We start from the raw sequence: 20,521 nt of genomic DNA on the forward strand, positions 1-20,521 counted from the left end.
TTTTATTCCCCAAAGGATACAGCTAAAAATGTTCAAAAGAATTCGCGGCCTTTTCTCAAACGACCTCGCTATTGACCTAGGAACCGCCAATACCTTGATCTACATTCCCGGCCAGGGGATTGTGCTTAATGAGCCATCGGTTGTCGCTATCAAAGAAGACCGAGTTCGGGGCAATAAAACTATTGCTGCCGTGGGCCTTGATGCAAAACGCATGTTGGGCCGCACACCGGGCAATATTACCGCAATCCGTCCGCTAAAGGACGGAGTCATCGCCGATTTTGCGGTCACCGAACGAATGCTGAGATTTTTTATCGAAAAAGTCCACCAAAGCAAGTTACTGCGACCCAGTCCGCGCATTTTGATCTGTGTGCCTTGCGGATCAACACAAGTTGAACGTCGTGCCATTCGGGAGTCTGCGGCTATGGCAGGGGCTCGCGAGGTTTATTTGATTGAAGAACCTATGTCTGCGGCTATCGGTGCAGGCTTGCCAGTCGATGAGGCAGTCGGTTCTATGGTTTTGGACATTGGTGGCGGTACCTCTGAAGTGGCGGTCATTTCAATCAACGGCATCGTCTATTCCTCGTCTGTCCGTATCGGCGGCGATCGCTTTGACGAAGCGATCATTAATTATGTACGCAGAAATTACGGCACCTTAATTGGTGAAGCCACCGCAGAAAGAATAAAACATGAAATCGGCACGGCTTATCCCGGCAGCGAAGTCAGGGAAATAGAAGTAAAAGGCCGTAATCTGGCAGAAGGTGTACCGCGCAGCTTTTCCTTGAATAGCAACGAAATTTTGGAAGCGCTGCAAGAACCGCTATCCGGCATAGTCGGCGCAGTAAAATTAGCCTTGGAGCAAACCCCACCGGAACTCGGTTCCGATGTGGCAACTCGCGGTATATTTTTAACCGGTGGCGGTGCATTATTAAAAGATATAGATCGACTGATAGCGGAAGAAACAGGCCTGCCGGTCTATATCGCTGATGACCCGCTAACTTGTGTCGCTAGGGGCGGTGGCATGGTTCTGGAGATGCTAGATAAAAAAGGCATCTCAACTTTTTCCTTAGAGTAATCAAGGTCATTCTTTAAAGCACTTATTTAGGCGGCGCGTAGGTCGGATTACAACTACACGGACAGATATTTGCTCCCAGGCAACCGCTCCTGCGTTGTTCTAGTGCACGCTATCCATGATGTTATGCCATATCTGCATTGCCTCGTGGATGTAGGCAAGTGGCGTGATCAGGAGCGTAAGCTTTCACCGCATCCGTGTCGATTATGCCGGAGGTACGACCCCAAGGATAGGGAGGTAGAGCCATGCAGGAACAGCGTAACGGTATGCCGAACCTAGTGTAACCCGACAAACTCATGCCGTCCCCCCGTTGGGTTACGACGCAAAAAAGACGCGCCCAACCCAACCTACATAAAGAGGCATCCCGCTATAAAACTTCTATTTGCTACCGGACCTTCGATCAACACCCGCCTGCTTGTAGCCATAATTGCTTCAGTGGCTTTACTGATAACCGAATACAGAAGTCATCGATTGGACTCACTCCGAGCCACATTATCCGTTGTTGTTGACCCGATAAAATATTTGGTCAACTTACCGTCAGTATTGATCGAGCAAACCGCTTACTCGGTCAGCTCATATTCGACTTTAAAAAGCGAAAACATCCGCTTACGCAAAGAACAATTTATCGATAAAACGCGATTACTTAAATTTGATTCTCTGGAAAAAGAAAATATTCGTTTGCGTGCATTACTGGAAAACTCCTTTAAACTGGGCGAACAATTACTGATCGCAGAATTATTGTCCATCAATATGGCACCCTACGAACATATAGTGGTAGTCAACAAAGGTACGCGTTTCGGCGTCCACCCCCAACAACCGGTATTAGATGCAAATGGCGTGGTCGGACAGGTTTTTCGCGCCTTGCCATTCAGCTCTGAAATCATGTTAATTACCGACCCGAATCATGCGATCCCCGTACAGGTCAATCGTAACGGCCTACTGACTATCGCTGTAGGCAGCGGTCAACTGAACCGACTTAACTTGCCTTTTTTACCCAACAATGCGGATATTCGCCCTGGCGACTTGCTGATAACATCGGGTCTAGGGGGTACTTTTCCATCGGGTTATCCAGTAGCCGTGGTCGACGATTTCACCCCGATAACAAACAAACCTTTCGTCAACATTACCGCCACTCCCAAAGCCATGCTGGATCGTAACAGGGAATTGCTGATTGTCTGGGGCGACTCATCCCCGGTTTCGCTGACCACAAAGCCAACACCGGAAGCCTCCGTACTCCGCCCCAATAACCAATCTTCCGGGAGCGGGTTAGTAGGCGAAGCACCCGCAAAGACAGACCGTAAACCGGCCGAGAGCAGATTAACACGCAAAGCGCCCGCAGGGGCACAGACAGGAACAGACAACGATGAATAACTACTCCGGCTTTGGCCGCATTATTTTGACTGTTGTCATGGCAATGTGCTTAAGAATTGCACCTTGGCCGGGTTTTTTGACCAACATAAATCCAGATTGGATACTTCTGGTGCTTATCTACTGGGCAATCGCCGTGCCGGAACGCGTCGGCATCTTTCATGCCTGGACAATCGGATTATTGACAGATGTATTGACGGGAAGAGTTTTCGGTCAATATGCACTGGCCTATTCATTGATCATCTATGTTTGCCTGTTACTGCATAAGCGCTTGCGTCAATTTCCATTACCGCAACAAGGCTTATTTATTTTCTTTTGCTTGCTATTTACCCAAATACTGCTTTTCTGGCTTAACAGCATTCAGCACCCAACTCAACCGCACGCTTCTTTCTGGCTGCCTATTGTTACCGGCACCCTATTCTGGCCTCCGATCTATACAGCACTCCGTCGCGTCCGCTTGTCACGACGCACCCAATAAAACACGCCAAAAACCGATATGTCTCGTATCTATACTGTTAAAAATAAGTTAGTAGAGAGCCGCCTATTTCTCAACCGCATTATCGCTGCATTTATCGTCATATTACTATTAACCTCGGGTCTGATTGTGCGTCTGGTTTACCTGCAAATTGTAGGTCACGAACATTACACAACACTGGCGAAAGACAACAGCATTAAAATAGAGCCCCTGGTACCGACAAGAGGCATTATTTATGACCGACATGGCAAAGTCTTAGCTGACAACACACAATCTTTCAGCCTGGAGCTCATTCCCGAGCAAATCATCGATCTTGATGACACCTTACTACGCTTAAAAAAACTACTCGACATCTCTGACGAAAAAATCGACCAATTCCAGAAACAACGCAAACGACAAAAACGTTTCGTCAGCACCCCGTTACTAATAAGCATGAGCGACGAGGAAATCGCCAAATTTGCGGTAGTCAGGCCCTATTTTCCTGGCGTTGATATTCAGGCTCGTTTGGTTCGACATTATCCCTATACCGAATTAGCTTCTCATGTTATCGGTTACGTCGGACGCATCAACGAAGCGGAAATGAAGACGCTGCCTATCGCCGAATATCGAGGCTCTAGCCATGTCGGCAAAATAGGCATAGAAAACTCCTATGAATCCGAACTGCATGGCAAGACCGGCTATGCAGAAATAGAAACCAATGTACAGGGACGCGCTATCAATGCGGTAAACTCCGTCCCTCCGGTGCCGGGTGAGAATCTTTATCTGACACTGGATATAGATTTACAAAAAACCGCTTATGACGCATTAGATACTTTCAATGGCGCCGTAGTCGCCATTGACATTAAAACCGGCGGCGTGCTGGTCTTCGCCAGTCGCCCCGGATTTGATCCCAATCCTTTTGTGGTCGGCATCAGCAATGATGCTTATCAAGCGCTACAGTCCTCCGACAACCAACCGCTGTTTAATCGTGCGCTACGCGGCTTATATCCGCCGGGGTCAACACTCAAACCGTTTATTGCGCTGGCCGGACTTGAATACAACGCCATAAGCGCCGAACACAAAACCTTCTGCCCCGGCTATTATCAGCTGCCTAATGTCAGCCACCACTATCGGGATTGGAAAAGAGGCGGTCATGGCTCGGTGAATATGACCGATGCCATTACCCAATCCTGCGATGTGTATTTTTACAGTCTGGCATTAACGCTGGGCATAGACCGTATGCATGATTTTTTACAGGACTTTGGTTTTGGCGAAAAATCCGGCATTGATCTGTCCGGGGAAAAGCAAGGATTAATGCCGTCGCGCGAGTGGAAACGCAATCGACGCAATCAGGCCTGGTATCCGGGAGAAACCCTGATCACCGGAATAGGCCAGGGATTTCTTCAGATTACGCCGATACAGCTCGCCAGAGCCACCGCCACATTGGCAAATAAAGGCAAAGTAATCACACCCTTTCTGGTAAAAAAATCTGCCAGCCCGGATTCCACCGCCCCGAACATAGCCACCCAGGAAGACCTTGGGTTTAAACCGGAAAATATTAATAGCATCATCTCGGCCATGGTCAATGTTATTCATGATCCACACGGCACAGCCAAAAGCATCGGTAAAGACATTAACTACCAAATCGCCGGAAAAACCGGGACTGCGCAGGTTTTTAACATCAAGCAGGATGCCAAATACAACGAAAACGACATTGATTTCAAATTACGCGATCATGCCTTGTTTATTTCTTTTGCCCCGGCCGATGATCCCAAAATTGCAGTTGCCGTTATCATTGAAAACGGCGGTCACGGCGGCTCAGTCGCGGCACCCATCGCAGGCAAGGTTATCAAGCAATTTTTAGGAACCAATAATGAAAACTGAAACCCGAAGTGAACAATTTCATCCTCCGTCGGTTCTCGGCAATATCCTCAGAAAACTGCACATAGACATCCCCTTATTTATCGGCTTGCTGCTTATCTCATTGTTGAGTTTCATTATTCTTTACAGCGCAGGCAGTCAGGATATGGATGTGCTGATGCGCCAAGCGGCTAGGGTTGGCTTGGCTTTTCTTTTAATGACCATACTGGCTCATGTTAACCCTTATCAGTTTAAACGTTATTCAGCCCTGCTTTTTGGCTTAGGACTCTTGTTACTCATTGCGGTACTGGTATTGGGCCAATTCGGTAAAGGCGCACAACGCTGGCTGGATTTGGGCATTTTTCGTTTCCAACCTTCGGAAATGATCAAAATCACCACCCCCATGATGGTCGCCTGGTATTTAGCGGAACACGCATTACCGCCAAAACCGAAACAATTGCTGGTAGCCGGCATACTGATCATCATTCCGACCCTATTGATCGCCAAACAACCCGATTTAGGCACCGCATTGCTGGTTGCCAGCTCCGGTGCCGGCGTACTGTTTTTTGCCGGACTCTCCTGGCGCTTCATGTTCGCAATTGGTGCCACACTAACAGGACTGACGCCCATAATCTGGCATTTTATGCGCCCCTATCAGCGCGACCGGGTACTGACCTTCTTAAATCCGGAAGCCGATCCCTTAGGCAGGGGCTACCATATCATTCAATCGAAAATCGCCATCGGCTCCGGCGGCATCTATGGCAAAGGCTGGCTGGGCAGTACCCAGTCAGAATTGGACTTTTTACCGGAAAGCTCTACCGACTTTATATTTGCAGTCTTTGCCGAAGAATTCGGTCTTTTCGGCTGCGTAGGCCTATTGGCCTTGTACTTGCTTATCATCAGCCGCTGCCTGTATATCGCCTCACAAGTTCAGGACACTTACAGCCGCTTATTAGCCGGCAGCCTAGCTTTCACTTTCTTTGTTTATGTTTTTGTTAACATAGGCATGGTTATTGGCGTACTCCCCGTAGTCGGCGTCCCATTACCCTTAATCAGCTATGGAGGCACCTCCATAGTGACGCTGCTATCCGGTTTTGGCATTCTTATGTCAATTCATACCCATAAGAAATTCTTACCACACTAAATTGATACCAAGCCCATGAATCTAAAATCGACTTTAACCCCTATCGTACTCGGTTGCGCTTGCTTATCCGTTATATCCTGCGTTTCTGAGCAAACCACTCCCACTCCTGATTCTTACCAACATCCTGTAGGTGCCGCAGCTTCCACTCCTGCTCACGCGCCTTACCAACGTCCTGTAGGCAAGGAAGCGGAAGCGATGAATATCTTTATTGAGCAGATGGCAACAAAACACCAGTTCGATAAATCCGAACTTGATGATTGGTTTGAAACCGTCCAGATCAAGCAAGATATTCTCAAAAGAATTTCCTCACCCTCGGAAGCCATGCCTTGGTACAAATATCGCAAAATATTCCTGACCGAAGCACGCATCAACGCCGGCGTACAATTTTGGCGGGACAACGCCTCAGCGCTAGCGGCTGCAGAACAACAATACGGCGTTCCCGCTGAAATCATTACTGCGATTATCGGTGTTGAAACCTTGTTCGGAAAAAACACCGGCAACCACCGCGTAATCGACGCTTTATCTACATTGGCCTTTGCCTATCCTCCACGCAGTAAATTCTTTGTTAGCGAACTTGAAAATTTCTTACTGCTCTGCCGCGATGAACACATCCACCCCACCGAGCCCCTTGGCTCTTACGCCGGAGCCATGGGCTTGCCCCAATTCATGCCCAGCAGTTTCAGAGCCTATGCCGTTGACTTTGACAAGGATAATCGTCGTGACATCTGGCACAACAACAGCGATGTGATCGCCAGTATTGGCAATTATTTTGCCAAACATCACTGGCAAGCAGGTAAAACTATTGCTATTCCCATTACAGCTAAAGACCAAAACTATAAGTCAGCACTCAATAAAGACCTTAAGCCGAATTTAAGTCTTACTGAGTTAGAATTACTCAACTTAACAATATCGAGGCAATTACCTTTAGACAGTAAAGTAAAACTGCTTAACTTTGAACTACAACAAGGCGAAGAACTCTGGGCGGCGTTAGACAATTTTTATGTCATTACTCGCTATAACCACAGCCCTTTATATGCCATGGCCGTTTATCAGTTAAGCCTATCTATTTTAAATAAAAAAGGCTCTTACCCATGAGTAAAATCATACCGATACTTTTCATTTTTGTGTTATGCAGTTGTACCACCGAACAATTAAAAACGAACGACATCTCAAGCCTAACATCGGCTACAACCGCATCCACAGCTAGACAACATTTCATATTAAACAGGGGCGCTCCTGATATACCGGACATTGCCGACGAACAAGACCTTTTACCCCGCATTACCCGCTACCTGAAACAAGGCATCGCCTCATGGTACGGCCCAAGATTTCACGGCAGAAAAACCGCATCCGGCGAAATATACGACATGTATGCGATGACCGCCGCACATAAAACACTGCCGCTTTCCTCTTACGCTCGGGTCACCAACCTGAAAAATCAACGTAGCGTTATTGTTCGTATCAATGACCGGGGCCCTTTTTACGGCAACCGGGTTTTGGACCTGTCTTACGCAGCCGCCAAAAAACTGGACATTGAACAGGCCGGATCAGCGAAAGTTGAAATTAAGGCGATAGCACCTGAACAGGCATTGGCTCAACTGCAAAAAACAGCGCAGAAACAAGAAAAAAGCGTCTATTTACAAGTAGGCACTTTTGGTAAAAAGAAAAAAGCGTTGATATTGCAAAATAAAATTGCCGCCCATCATCTACCCCAGCCTGAAATACTACCCTCAACCCACAAAGGCTCTACGCTCTACAGGGTTCAAATGGGGCCTATCAACTCTTCGGCGAGTGCCCACAAGCTGAATGCACAGTTGGCAAAACTGGGTATAACAAAAACCCAATTTGTTACTGAAACTGATCAAAATCAAATCTCCATGATACAATAAAACCATGTTTTACTAAGTCCACCCCATTAGAGAGCAATGATTCTTTTTAAAAATCTCCCCGTTTTTTTATTTTTTAGTTTAATTTTAGCCGCAATCCCGGCAAACGCAGAAGATGCCGGAATCTCAACCCCCGCAGCGCCTACTATTGCTGCCAGTAGCCATATATTACTTGACTACAACACCGGTAAAGTACTGGCGGAAAACAATGCCGATGTTAAGCTCGCCCCTGCCAGTCTCACCAAAATCATGTCTGTTTATGTGGTGTTTCGCGAAGTCGGCAATGGTCACTTACATTTCGACGATATGGTTACCATCAGCAAAAAAGCTTGGGAAACGCCCGGCTCCCGCATGTTTGTCGAAGTCGGCAAACAAGTTAAGATCCAAGATTTGCTATTAGGTGTCATCATTCAATCCGGCAACGATGCCAGTGTTGCTCTGGCTGAACATATCGCAGGCAATGAAACCACTTTTGCCGACATGATGAATCAACATGCCGAACGTCTGGGCATGAAAAACAGCCACTTTGAGGATAGCAACGGACTACCCATCGAAAACCATTACACCACCGCGCGCGATCTGGCCATACTCACCCAGGCGTTAATCAAAGAATTCCCCGACTACTACCGCTGGTTTTCACAAAAAGAATTCACCTTCAACAATATCGTTCAGCATAATCGCAATAAACTGCTGTCGCGTGATGAGTCAGTGGATGGCGTTAAAACAGGATTTACCGATGCCGCAGGCTATTGCCTGGTCGCCTCTGCATTAAGAAATGACATGCGCCTGATTTCTGTCGTCATGGGCGCAGGCAGTCCCAACTCCAGAGCCAGCGAAAATCAAAATCTGCTCAATTATGGCTTTCGTTTTTTTGAATCACACAAACTGTATCAAGCAAAAACGGTCTTATCCGAAGCCAGAGTATGGAAGGGCGACACTAAAAATCTGCAAATTGGCCTAGCCGAAGATCTTTATGTGACTATTCCCCGCCGCCATTACGATGACCTTAAAGCCATCATTACCATTGATAAAAAAATTGTTGCCCCCGTTAAAGCAGGTACCAAACTGGGTAAGGTCAACGTCACACTTAAAGGCGAAGTGGTCGCAGAAAAAGACCTGATAGCGCTAAAATCGGTAGAACAAGGCAATATCTTCCAGCGACTCTATGACAGCGGAATGATGTTACTAGAGAAGCCGGATGGACAATAAAACCGTCTATCTAAACGGTCAGTACCTACCGTTAGATGAAGCAAAAATATCGGTGATGGATCGCGGTTTTTTGTTTGGCGACGGGATTTATGAAGTCATCCCGTCCTACTCGGGTTTGCTGTTTCACTTCTCTGAACACATGAAGCGACTGGAAAACAGCCTGTCTTCCATTCGCTTGGTTAATCCACATGACCGAGCTCAATGGCTGGCAATTCTAACGCCATTGTTGGATACGAGCCTGGATCAGTCTATTTACCTGCAAATTACCCGTGGCGTCGCCGCCACAAGAGATCATGCTTTTCCGGCAAACGTTACGCCTACAGTGTTCGCGATGTGCTCAGACATTGCGCCTTTTGCAAACCAGGATTCCGGCGTGAAAGCCATCAGCATTGACGACAGCCGCTGGGAACTGTGCAATGTTAAAGCCACCACGCTGCTGGCCAATATTTTGCTCCGACAACAGGCGGTAGAAAAAGGTTGTGCCGAAGCCATCCTGGTTAAGGACGGCTATGTGACCGAAGGAGCCGCAAGTAATATATTTGCCGTCATTGACGGCATTCTGATCACGCCGCCGCAAGGTTCCGAAATATTGCCGGGCATAACTCGCGATGTCATTCTGGAAATCGCCCGGCAAAACAACATTCCCTACAGTGAAGACATCATTGCATTGGATGCCTTAAAAACAGCCAGCGAAATCTGGTTAACCAGCTCTACACGGGAAATCGTACCGGTTGTTCAACTCGACAATGAAATCATTGCCAACGGCAAGCCCGGCCCCGTATGGAAAACCATGAATCGACTATTTCAGGCTTACAAGCAATCCCGGCCATGAGTGAAGAAACCCTATTAGAATTTCCCTGCCAATTTCCAATCAAGGCAATGGGCAAAACCGAACTGAAACTCGACCTGCTGATTATAGAAATTGTGCGTCGTCATGTGGCCGACATTAATGAAGGTGCGATAACTACACGCTCCAGCAAAGACGGCAATTACATCGCCGTAACCGTTATTATAGAAGCCTCCAGCAAGCAGCAACTGGACGCTATTTATCAGGATTTAACTGACCATCCGCATATTTTGATGGCTTTGTAGGACGTTATCGTCCCCATGCCGATAACCATCCGAAACCTGGGTATCCAGCCCTATGAATCCACCTGGCAAGACATGCAGCGATTCACCCAAAATCGCGATGCCCAAACCGCTGATGAAATCTGGATTACAGAACACCCTGCCGTTTATACGCTGGGTCTAAACGGCAAGCGTGAGCACCTGCTGAATACCGAGGCCATACCCGTCATTAATTCCGACCGGGGCGGACAGGTTACCTATCACGGCCCCGGCCAGCTGATTATTTATACCCTGATCGATATTAAACGGCTGAATCTCGGCGTCCGCCAACTGGTCACAACGCTGGAACAGGCCATGATCTTTGCGTTGGCACAATACGGCATTATCGCGGTAGCCAGAGCCGATGCCCCCGGCGTTTACGTAGATAACAAAAAAATCGGTTCCATCGGCCTACGCATTAAAAGAAATTGCAGTTATCATGGCCTGAGCATTAACAATCATATGGATTTGCGCCCTTTCGACCACATCAATACCTGCGGTTATTCAGGACTTGAAGTTACCCAACTGGCCGATCTGGGCGTGACTGTCAGCAATGCTGAACTCTCCATTCCTGTTACCCAAGCTATCATTACGGCATTACAAAAATGACTTATCAAGCCCCCTCCCGTTCCACGCCCGATTCTCACCAGCGCAACACCGAAAAGCTGGCAAAAATCCCGATCAAAGTAGAGCCGGCCGAAACTACTTTGCGCAAACCGGAGTGGATACGCATAAAAATATCGGCCAGCGACGAAGTCACCCGCATCAAGCAACTGCTGCGCGAAAACAACCTGCATACTGTTTGCGAAGAAGCCGCCTGCCCCAATCTAGGAGAATGTTTCCAGCACGGCACCGCCACCTTCATGATCATGGGCGATTTATGCACCCGTCGCTGCCCTTTTTGCGATGTCGCGCACGGCAAGCCGCTGGCGCTGGACAAAGACGAACCCCAGCATCTGGCCGATGCGATACAGGTCATGGCCTTGAAATACGTGGTCATCACCTCGGTAGACCGCGATGATTTAAGAGACGGCGGAGCCGGACACTTTGCCGAGTGTATCGAAAAAATCCGTCTGCAAACGCCCTCCACTAAAATAGAAATCCTGGTACCCGACTTTCGCGGACGCATTGAAAAAGCCGTAGCCATATTAGCCGAACATCCGTGCGACGTGTTCAATCACAACCTGGAAACCGTCCCCCGGCTGTACAAACAAGTCCGCCCCGGTTCCGACTACCAAGGCTCGCTGAATTTGTTGCAACAATTCCACCAAGCCCAGCCGCAAGTCCCCACCAAATCGGGCCTGATGCTCGGCGTAGGCGAACAGCCGGACGAAATTCATCAGGTCATGAAAGATTTATTAGCCCACGGCTGCTCAATGCTGACCATAGGCCAATACCTGCAACCCAGCAAAGCCCATTTGCCGGTTCAAAACTACGTCACCCCCGAACAATTCGATGAATACGGCGCAATTGCCAAAGCACTGGGGTTTAAGCAAGTCGCCAGCGCGCCGATGGTTCGATCGTCTTACCATGCTGATCTTCAAGCTAAGGGTGTTATTCAGGTGTGAATGACAATTCCAACGATAAATCGTACTGAACATCGCTAATTTGTACTCTGCATCGCTAAACGCTACTGAGTAACAATTATGCGAAAGGCAATCCCAAGAATCAAGGAATTTCCAGATGATGGGCGTATTTGGCGAGTAGATTGGTTTGGCGGTGTAGAACGTAATCACATGGTTCCCACCGAACCTAAAATTCAGCTCATCATCAGCCCGCTGCTGGACGGCGCAACAGACTACGCCGCCTCTAGTGCGGTCAATCACGAAGAGCGCCATACAATCAGCATCGGAGTTGGCCAACTCCCTATTGTCAGCATCGGATCGCTCTGGCTCAACCGCCACTGCCTCGTTGAGGCGGCGGGCAAAGATAAAATCTTCCATAACCTCACAATTTCGCCTGATACGGTTCGCTTAGTTAAGTCCGATACCAAGGTAGACGGGCATCCTCTCATCCTCAAGCGCTTCCATCAAATCGGAGCTGGACTCGCAGCAAACTGTCTAGCCATCAAATGGCGTGACGACCCCTACGGCATCATTGTACCTATTACCGAGGTTATCCGGTTTTACTATGCCACCTCTACCGAGCTGGCTAAGGCCATCTTTGCTGGCGACTTCCGTCACGACCTTGGCTCAATCGTGAACCCGGCTGAGTATGCTTTCAACGAACAGGAAAATCGCTGTTTGCTTAAACTGCGCAAAGAGTTCGCCGATGCAGACGCTTGGATTATTGGCCGCATTCTGAACAGTCAGGAGGCATTTGCAGGAGCTACTCTTGTGCATGACTCGATGATCAAGGAGGCTGTGCAAAACAAACCACGCTTATATCCCGAGGCCGCATTCCCTTTCATTGGCTCAACCAACATGCGAGCACGGGTGAAGCCAATGCGAACGCCAGATGACCGCAACTGGCGTTATATAATTTTTGCCCTGGAACATTGCACGGGGCCGTTTCCTTTTAATGCAATCACCTGCGATCGAGATAATAGCAACCTGCGCCCAGAAAAGGACGAGGATCTGCCAGACGATCAGAAAAGACCAGCATTCCCGGTCAAACAAGCTTCTGATAAGGACATTACCGATGGGGAATTGCAGAGCGATAACGAACCTTCCAATAACGTGCAATCAGCAGTTGTTACGCAGCCAGAGGAACGTTTTGGTGCATTGGCCAACATGGAACTGGAAAAGCCAGAAAAGGAGATGTGTCATTACATTAGCGCCGATGTTGTTCGACCACTCGCTTTGCCAACAGATTTACTCGGTACTGGTGATGGCACCTATTCGGACATCGGAGTAACCCCAACAGCGATGGAAACTGAACGTGTGCGTCAAGCTCCACTACCGGCCAGCTTCGAAAATTTCGAGGCGATGATACGATACCTGAATGAATTACCAAGATACCAAGCTAGAATCCGGCCAATAAAAGACCCCATAGCGTACATTCCACTAACAAAGCCTCGCTGGACTAGACAATGGAGTTACCTGGATTCTGGACGGAAAATCAAACGCGCAGTCGTAATCGCCGACGTAATTTATGAACAGCGAGTCTACAGTTTGATTGAATTTCAGTGGCGTGAAGGGGAGTCGTTTAAACTTGCCTTGATGTCTTTACCCAATGGCATGAGGATGAGTGATGAACTGATGAACAAATTACTCTATATGCTGGCCAAGAAAAATGGACGCTGGGAAAATGCAGCACCACTGCCAGCAGATGCTTGCCTCGCAACGCTAAAACATACGTGGCCATGTGTGGAAGCATACGCTGATGCAGTGGAATCAAAAATAAAATGCGGAAACAACATTTAGGTCTTTTCGAAGGGAAAAACTATTCTGTTTGAGTGTGCAGTGAACGAAGTTAAATCCAGCCTTATACTTATCACTACCACAACCTTAAAGCCTGTGTCGCCTGATTGAAAGCTTGTTCCGAATTCTTCGTAATTGCTCAATCTGCTCATAAGTAATGTTTGGGAATGAATGCTTTAATATAAACTCATCATACTTTAAACAAATTTTTTCAATTGAGTCTTTATTATCAAAGTTCAGAGCAAACTTAGAAAACTGCGAATTAGTTATTGATACATATGGAATCGGCAGCCCCTTAAACTCACTTGGGGTTAGTTCTAATACACCTCCACCATAATAACGACCATTAAGCTCTGCAAATGCCAAAGTAAGAGAGTTATAGAACGAATGAATAATACTATTTATATCGAAACCGTCACGAGAATTAACAAGATACGCACTGTCAGTTGCTAAAGCAGTTGCTTCATTTTTAATGAATTTTGGATAGTCGTGGCATCTTTTGAAGAAAAGAGCAGGTGCTGGTGTGCCGATGTTAGGAACCTGAAACCACAGTTTTCTGCTAAGCATTTTATACCGAAGATGTATTTGCCTAGAAGTACCTTCAAAAAGATAATCTTGTAAAATTCTATTTTCCTCAACACCTTTTTCATTTAAATCCAAAAGAAAGCATGGAGTATTAGTTTCAAAAAGGGCATTTAATTTTTTTGAGCAGAAGACAACACTCGCATCCACAATCGAAGACTTCTGAATTATTGGTTTTGCATACTTTACCAAGGATAATCTTTCTATTTCAGCTTTATTGAGAATAAAGAAATTATTTGCAGCAGTGACTATCCCAGTCCTAGAAAAGCACACATCATTTATTGTAGGCAGGTTCTTCGCTAATTGTTCAAGCAACCTACGTTCTGAAGAAGTTAATGTATGACTGGTCCACTTTAATGAATCTAATGCTTTGTGATGATTTAGTTTTAAACGAGAAGGGGATTTTCCTAAATCTTTAAGATTCTCAACATTACAAAAAAAAAGACCAGGCGCGGTTGATTTTTTCTCGGCTATCAAAATCAAGGTATCTTGCCCCTTGCACTCATGAAACAATAGCTCGTTAAATGTAAAAACTTCTACTCGTTGAAATTGATTCAATAGTAGTTCTCGAAGCTCTTTTGCATATTTAACCTGAAGCAATTCGGCTGGGAGCACTAAGGCTAGGACTCCATCGTCAGCTAAAAGCCTGATTGACCTGACTAGAAAGGCACTCCAGATATTTTTTACAGTATTTTTAGACAGCTCTGGATATGAAGCATGAATTTTTGCTGATAGTTCTATTTGCCTATCGCTAAGATAATTCCTTTTAATATAAGGTGGGTTTCCAATGACTAAATTGAAATCAAAATCCGTTAATTCGGATTGAAACTCTAAAAAGTCATTGCAAATGACTTCAAGCTTATTAAGATCATTTTCGGCTGAAATCTTCTCAGCTTCAGCTGCAGATATTTCTACAGCAAATAACTTATCTACATTAAATCTGATTCGATCAGATCTCGATAGTGCGCGTATAAATACCCCGTCACCAGCACTCGGTTCAAGAATTTTAAGGGTTCTTCCATCTAACTTTTCCGCTACTCTTTTAACAACAAAATCAGCTATATAAGGTGGAGTATAAAAAGAGCCAGTATATTTCTTTGGGCTCATAGATCCGTACCCAAATACTCAAAATAATTATCAAATTCACTGTCCAGAAGTAGATATGCTTCCAAAAGCTCTGCCCTCGTTGGATGCTGCGAATGAATAGCTCCATTTAGCAACGCCCTGATTTCCATTTTCTTCATGCGTAATTGATCTAGCATCCATATCAAACCATACCGACTCAAACCTAACTTGAGTTTTTTATGCATATAACGTGCTTCTGCACTAGCAGATATTGGTTGAATGTTGCCTTCATCGTCGCGAAAAAAATGCTGATTAAAATCAGTATCGCAAGGATCTAAATACATCCCCTCATCATCACTCTTTTGTATGTTTACATAAGAACATGAATACACCAAGTTTGAATATGATGTTACCAAAGAAGGATGCTTACTTTTAGGTTTAAAGTGGTCAATATGAAAACATCTTTTCCCTCCAAACCAAATATCAGGGCAATCTGTATAGCCACATCTATTATTAAAATCGCTCCTCAGAAAATCCTTGTATCTTCTGTAGTCGTTATAGGGATTACCGACAAATGTTCGCTGGGGAGTGGCTTCTCTAAATTCATATTTAATTTGCATTCTTCACTTTCTCTAGAAGCTCATTAACTGAATTAATAAGGTTATTTAACTGTTTTGAATTCGAACTTTTCTTAAACTCTTCTGGAATAGCTGAAGGAGTATCAAGAGCGCGTTCCAAGAATGAATCAAGCCTTATTAGCTCATCCTCTTCTTTTAAACTAAGATTATTCCCTTGACGTTTGCGAGCATGCAATTGCTCTAGGCTCTCTTCTGCTTCGGTGATACGGGCTCTGTACTTTTCGATCTGCAGCAAAATTTTTTGGGGGAATGTAAGATGCTTGTCCTGATTATCCTTATGATGCTCAATGTCTAACTCTTTGGAATAAACTAGATTAACGTCTTTAGTGGAATTTGATCTGGATGCATCGGAATCAAAAGATGATGCGATAAAACATGGAAAACCTTCTCTAATACGCAAGAACGCTTCGACTAACTCAGATCCATAATAAGAAACATCATAATATCTTGGTAGATCTTCTTTAAAATCGTTCAGACTCCAATCTGAAACTAAAGCATCTGGATTTTCTTGACGAATCCTTTCAATCATCTCATCTAGATCTTCAGCAGGAAATAGCGTTATCACATTCACTTTACCTGCCCGAATAAACTCAGCAAAAGCAGCTTTGAAATCATTTTGCTCATCCCTTTGTTCATCAACAAATATAATTTTATAGCCCATTAGTAGCTTCCTTCACTTTATATTTTGATGGAATAGAAATTCTAAGACCAAAACCACTCTCTTGATCATTATCCGCATTAAATAAAAGTTTTACGTTTCCTTCATACTCATTAACAACAGTTCTTACAATCCACATTCCCAACCCAGTACCAGTTTCCTGTCCTGTATGATCACGCTTAGTTGTGTACATTGGGTCAAATATAACTTCTGGATCAAGGATGTCTTGAGATATTCCCGGTCCATTATCTCGATATTCAATTAGTATTTGGTTGCCGATTTCTTCGCATTTTATCCAAATTCTACGAGGCACTTGCTTTGTTGAAGGGCGCGTGAAAGCATCTAGAGAATTTGTTAAAAAATTAACGAAGACGCTATCAAAATCAATCTCAAAAGCCCTAAGCTCAATATTAGTTGCGCAATCAATCGAAAACTCTATTCCTCGCTCAGACAAAGTACTAAACCAACTTGATCTTAACTGCTGGAAATAAGTTTCTAAAAATAACTGCTTTCGTTTACGTTTATCTTTTCGAGTAAATCCCAACGAAAAACCCAGCCATGTTGATATCTTTCTATCTGATTTCTTCATTTGATCGATATAGACAAAAGGATTTTCATAATCCTCAACACCATCAAAATTTTCTTTAGTTACCTTCAGACTTAATAAGTTTATGAGTTTATCTGACCTTGATTGGAGTTTTCCCTGAATTTTACTTAAATCATGCCCCAAAGCTGCTGAGAGAATTCCACTGCTAGCCAACCCTCTTAAAAGTTTATGTTCACTTGTTAATTTTTCAATTGTTTCTTTTCTCGACTCAGCCAAATGAGCAAGGGCTACAGCCTCTTGATTCTCAATTGATTTTTTCTCATCATTGGCCGGTGAGCCGTCACTTTTATTGCTGTTAGCACTACTAGCATGATTTGTCTTATTTTTCTGACGATCTCTTTCCAAAATAGATTGAGCTAATTTATCTGCCTTCTCAAGATCTTTTTCCGCACCGAATTTTTCATTGTCATATTTACTAAGTTCCCTAGCCATGAATGATCTATCTTCCTCAAACTTCGCTATTACTGCCGTAATTATCTGTTTGAGCAGTTGAAATGCCTGGGTTTCTTGCAACCCCTCACGACTAGATTTATCCACAAACTCAAGGTTTGTTAAGCGAGATATTTTAATCACACCTGCTATATTCTCTAACTCAACTCGATAACCACCTTCTGGTTTACCAATACCTGCAGGGCTAGCCGCTTTCCTAGATCCTAGACCAAGCCAATCAAATGCAGGCTCATTTACTTCCCCATACGGACGTACCCGAAAATTATCTCGATAAATCTTTATCCCACCAAGCTTATCTAACCACTCCTTTCGGGTATGTGACGTGATTGGCTTATAAAAGAATCTGGCAGAATCAACTGAAGTCGTGGTTTTTTTTAAAAAATAAAAAATAAACTCAAATGGACCTATCTCGCTTAATAAACTATTGTCATGATTACTTGGTATTAGCTGACTAAAGGTTAAATGTTGAATATATTTCTTAGTTAAAAACACCGACCTATTTGCAAAATTAGAGTTCTTAACCATATCCCGCTCAAAAAAATCATGTGGAATGATGGATGTATCGTACTCTTCTCTCTCAATTGTAATTACCACATTTTGATCTGAGTCAGCTTTAGCCGTTAGCTTATAATCAAAATCATCACAAACTGAGCTTAAGACTTCACCATAATCATTAGGCTTCAAGCGAGAAATCATATGTATTGAAAACTCTTCAGTATCTCTGGGCGGCACTAAGACTTCCAAATCAGTAAAAATCTGCTTTACAAGATTATCATTCCAAACATCATGTAATTTTGATATTTTTAAAATTGTGCCATGAGAAAACGTTTCATTTAACATACTAGGCTGCAAGCCATTTATTTCTGAACTGCTACGCTCGCGTACTATTTTTGCTATGTTTACCAGATCGAATGAAGGGTCAACTGCATTTGAGTTCTCCATCAACCCACCAGACTGGATTATTTCGAGATTGGCTTCAACCTGACTAATAGTTATATTTTTCTTTTCGAAATCAGCCCAATTGACATGCCAAACAGCACCTATACCATCATCACTTTCTGATAAATTGCTATAAACCTCAGGATCTGCAATTGTAACCATTCGACATTCTCGTCCAAGTTTATCAAGAGCAAATCGACCAATACCTTTTGCGCCTGACTTTACTCGCTTGGAATTGGTCATATAATCTTGTAATTTATTATCTGTACCAATAGTCATCCAATGTTTTTGAATGATTTCTTTGGTCATTCCATCCCCAGCATCAATTATGTATAAGACAACTAGGTCACGTAGTCGTTTTTCAAATGCTTTAAATATCAATTGTCGAGGCGAATTAACTAGCTCATACCTACCGCTATTCAGCGCATACAGCCTCTTTATGTAGTTCCAACTAATTCCTTTCTTTATCAGTTTATCTTGCTTTTCAATTGCTAAATATTTTGGAACTTCTGCGAATTCATTATCTATTTTAACGATGCAAAAAGGCGAATCAGCATCATAACAATTTTTGACAAGCTCAATAATTGCTCCTTTCGAATTTGCAATATTTTCCCGTCCAATTAGTATTGCTGCCCTTGCGGAGACAGTAAAAGGGATTTTAGTCATTATCATTTCCAGATGAGGTTGGCCTCAATGCATACCATTGTTAAGTCACGCACATCCACTTGTTCCAGTTATAAAATCGACTAGCTGTGTACTTGGACATGTTGCCTACTATAAGCGAGTTAATTCATTCACTCATTCATTATAATTATTTGTTCACTTACTCCCTAGTCGACTCTGTAAACAGAATCGAAGGCAAATCCAGAGCACTTCACGAAGCCTGAGACGCTCATATGACTCAGTTACCACTAATTAGTCGCTTAACTTCAGCGAGATACCACTCAGGTGCGCTATCAAAATCCTTCCCGAGCACATTGTAACGCACAACCTTATGTTTCCAGACGTTTCGAAGACGAGAAGGCCAACGGCTGATCAGCCACCAAGAGAGTCCCAGAACATGATGCCGTTCTATAAGCGGTCGTAGTTCGAAGGCTATATGCCCTTTGGCCAGAGGGATTGATGATTGGTTAGTTCTTTCCTGGACATAGGCCATCAGTTTTGGCGCACACCTCCTTGAAACCATCAAAGCACAAAATTGATGTAACACGGCAAGCTTGGAATAGTCGAAAACCGCCGAGTCAACGTCTCCCCTATCAATCAAACGCAGGGTTCTGCTCCAAGATAAAAACGTGCGGTCATTCCATTTATTTACCGGCACGGCTGACGCACAGCACAAATCAAATCCACAAAACCAACAGCACCGCAACGACGGCCCATCAATTAAATCAGGCCTGCCCAGTTCAAGTCTATGAAGGCAACACCGTTCCCACAGTTTGGACAACGATCCAACAGCATCACATCATGCTTCGAACAGAAGGTGTAAAGCGCCACACGCCACGATCTACGATAGTAAGGTTCCCATCCCTCTGCCAAGCACTTTGGGCAAAATTGGAGACCGTATCCTCGCCGTTTCCGATGGTATATCTGTAACGGCAGTATCCAACGCAACTGTCCGGCCGCATGGTACTTGTCGTATAATTTCCCTTCGTAACCTAGCAACGTTGTTTCCCAGGCCCGCTTTAGCGGTGTGCCTGTTTTCGCACTCATGCTTTCAATTAACCAAGCTGGAGCCAAGCGGTCGATATCACGATTCCAAAGCTGGCGGTTGTTGCCGAACTCTTGAGCGCAGAAAGTTTGAACCTTGAGTCCGTTCGCATGCGCCACTCGCACCAGCCACGACGACAACAGCTCTTCACGGTAAGGATGTGGATGCGCTGGCCATAACTCACCAGAAAGCATGCTCAACCGCCTCGATCGATTTGTCGCTTGCGGTCGGAAGGCGATACCCAATCAATGGCATTGAGAACTTTCTCGTCGATACGCTCCTTTCCTGACTCGACAGCGTATGCACCAGCCATAGTCAGCAACCGCGACAGCTCGCCGATATAACCTTCGCACATCGAGAACAATTTTGTGGACAAGGTCGTATCGTGTAATAAGGATGGTTCGCGCAGAGGCAG

Annotated in this window: 19 protein-coding genes; 13 read left to right on the forward strand and 6 right to left on the reverse strand. The window is 44.9% G+C overall.

Annotated features, from left to right (window positions below):
- Positions 1 to 28: 28 nt before the first annotated feature.
- From ABXJ76_RS17020 to ABXJ76_RS17080, 13 genes are all read left to right on the forward strand, one after another.
- The gene (locus ABXJ76_RS17020) at positions 29 to 1,072 is read left to right on the forward strand and encodes a rod shape-determining protein (RefSeq protein WP_432742234.1); all 1,044 of its coding nucleotides are present in this window, start codon (positions 29 to 31) and stop codon (positions 1,070 to 1,072) included.
- A gap of 408 nt (positions 1,073 to 1,480) precedes the next feature.
- Positions 1,481 to 2,440 (forward strand): rod shape-determining protein MreC, encoded by a 960-nt coding sequence (gene mreC, locus ABXJ76_RS17025; protein WP_432746561.1) that lies wholly within the window; start codon positions 1,481 to 1,483, stop codon positions 2,438 to 2,440.
- Positions 2,433 to 2,915: a rod shape-determining protein MreD gene (mreD, locus tag ABXJ76_RS17030; protein ID WP_432742236.1), complete on the forward strand. Its 483-nt coding sequence runs from the start codon at positions 2,433 to 2,435 to the stop codon at positions 2,913 to 2,915. The genes mreC and mreD overlap by 8 nt, the downstream gene beginning before the upstream one ends.
- Positions 2,916 to 2,933: 18 nt before the next feature.
- Entirely contained in the window at positions 2,934 to 4,775 is a 1,842-nt protein-coding gene (mrdA, locus tag ABXJ76_RS17035) for a penicillin-binding protein 2 (RefSeq protein WP_432742238.1), read from the forward strand.
- Positions 4,765 to 5,895, forward strand: a complete 1,131-nt coding sequence (gene rodA, locus ABXJ76_RS17040) for a rod shape-determining protein RodA (RefSeq protein ID WP_432742240.1) — start codon at positions 4,765 to 4,767, stop codon at positions 5,893 to 5,895. The genes mrdA and rodA overlap by 11 nt, the downstream gene beginning before the upstream one ends.
- 15 nt (positions 5,896 to 5,910) lie before the next feature.
- Positions 5,911 to 6,990, forward strand: coding sequence for a lytic murein transglycosylase B (mltB, locus tag ABXJ76_RS17045; protein WP_432742242.1), 1,080 nt, complete (start codon positions 5,911 to 5,913; stop codon positions 6,988 to 6,990).
- The gene (locus ABXJ76_RS17050) at positions 6,987 to 7,784 is read left to right on the forward strand and encodes a septal ring lytic transglycosylase RlpA family protein (RefSeq protein WP_432742243.1); all 798 of its coding nucleotides are present in this window, start codon (positions 6,987 to 6,989) and stop codon (positions 7,782 to 7,784) included. Before mltB ends, ABXJ76_RS17050 begins: the two co-directional genes overlap by 4 nt.
- 36 nt (positions 7,785 to 7,820) lie before the next feature.
- The gene (locus ABXJ76_RS17055) at positions 7,821 to 8,990 is read left to right on the forward strand and encodes a D-alanyl-D-alanine carboxypeptidase family protein (RefSeq protein ID WP_432742245.1); all 1,170 of its coding nucleotides are present in this window, start codon (positions 7,821 to 7,823) and stop codon (positions 8,988 to 8,990) included.
- Complete coding sequence (locus tag ABXJ76_RS17060; RefSeq protein WP_432742247.1) at positions 8,980 to 9,822, forward strand: D-amino acid aminotransferase; 843 nt, start codon at positions 8,980 to 8,982, stop codon at positions 9,820 to 9,822. Before ABXJ76_RS17055 ends, ABXJ76_RS17060 begins: the two co-directional genes overlap by 11 nt.
- The gene (locus tag ABXJ76_RS17065) at positions 9,819 to 10,082 is read left to right on the forward strand and encodes a YbeD family protein (protein WP_432742249.1); all 264 of its coding nucleotides are present in this window, start codon (positions 9,819 to 9,821) and stop codon (positions 10,080 to 10,082) included. The genes ABXJ76_RS17060 and ABXJ76_RS17065 overlap by 4 nt, the downstream gene beginning before the upstream one ends.
- Positions 10,083 to 10,097: 15 nt before the next feature.
- A complete protein-coding gene (gene lipB, locus ABXJ76_RS17070; RefSeq protein WP_432742251.1) occupies positions 10,098 to 10,706 on the forward strand; it encodes a lipoyl(octanoyl) transferase LipB in 609 nt (202 codons plus the stop codon).
- Positions 10,703 to 11,665, forward strand: a complete 963-nt coding sequence (lipA, locus tag ABXJ76_RS17075; RefSeq protein WP_432742253.1) for a lipoyl synthase — start codon at positions 10,703 to 10,705, stop codon at positions 11,663 to 11,665. Before lipB ends, lipA begins: the two co-directional genes overlap by 4 nt.
- 78 nt (positions 11,666 to 11,743) lie before the next feature.
- Positions 11,744 to 13,462, forward strand: a complete 1,719-nt coding sequence (locus ABXJ76_RS17080; protein WP_432742255.1) for a hypothetical protein — start codon at positions 11,744 to 11,746, stop codon at positions 13,460 to 13,462.
- An 84-nt stretch (positions 13,463 to 13,546) separates the two neighbouring features.
- Here ABXJ76_RS17080 and ABXJ76_RS17085 read toward each other — a convergent pair whose 3' ends face one another.
- The 6 genes from ABXJ76_RS17085 to ABXJ76_RS17110 form a co-directional block, all read right to left on the reverse strand.
- On the reverse strand, positions 13,547 to 15,148 hold the full coding sequence (locus ABXJ76_RS17085; RefSeq protein ID WP_432742257.1) for an Eco57I restriction-modification methylase domain-containing protein: 1,602 nt from the start codon (positions 15,146 to 15,148) through the stop codon (positions 13,547 to 13,549).
- Complete coding sequence (locus ABXJ76_RS17090; protein ID WP_432742259.1) at positions 15,145 to 15,726, reverse strand: hypothetical protein; 582 nt, start codon at positions 15,724 to 15,726, stop codon at positions 15,145 to 15,147. The genes ABXJ76_RS17085 and ABXJ76_RS17090 overlap by 4 nt, the downstream gene beginning before the upstream one ends.
- Positions 15,716 to 16,405: a hypothetical protein gene (locus ABXJ76_RS17095; RefSeq protein WP_432742261.1), complete on the reverse strand. Its 690-nt coding sequence runs from the start codon at positions 16,403 to 16,405 to the stop codon at positions 15,716 to 15,718. Before ABXJ76_RS17095 ends, ABXJ76_RS17090 begins: the two co-directional genes overlap by 11 nt.
- The gene (locus ABXJ76_RS17100) at positions 16,395 to 19,064 is read right to left on the reverse strand and encodes a sensor histidine kinase (RefSeq protein ID WP_432742263.1); all 2,670 of its coding nucleotides are present in this window, start codon (positions 19,062 to 19,064) and stop codon (positions 16,395 to 16,397) included. Before ABXJ76_RS17100 ends, ABXJ76_RS17095 begins: the two co-directional genes overlap by 11 nt.
- A gap of 717 nt (positions 19,065 to 19,781) precedes the next feature.
- Positions 19,782 to 20,300 carry a TniQ family protein gene (locus ABXJ76_RS17105; protein WP_432742265.1) on the reverse strand — a complete coding sequence of 173 codons (519 nt, stop codon included), beginning with the start codon at positions 20,298 to 20,300 and terminating at the stop codon, positions 19,782 to 19,784.
- Between the two features lie 2 nt (positions 20,301 to 20,302).
- Positions 20,303 to 20,482: a hypothetical protein gene (locus tag ABXJ76_RS17110; protein ID WP_432742267.1), complete on the reverse strand. Its 180-nt coding sequence runs from the start codon at positions 20,480 to 20,482 to the stop codon at positions 20,303 to 20,305.
- Positions 20,483 to 20,521 lie beyond the last annotated feature (39 nt).

This window comes from Methylobacter arcticus, assembly GCF_050917435.1.
Classification (GTDB): Bacteria; Pseudomonadota; Gammaproteobacteria; order Methylococcales; family Methylomonadaceae; genus Methylobacter_A; species Methylobacter_A titanis.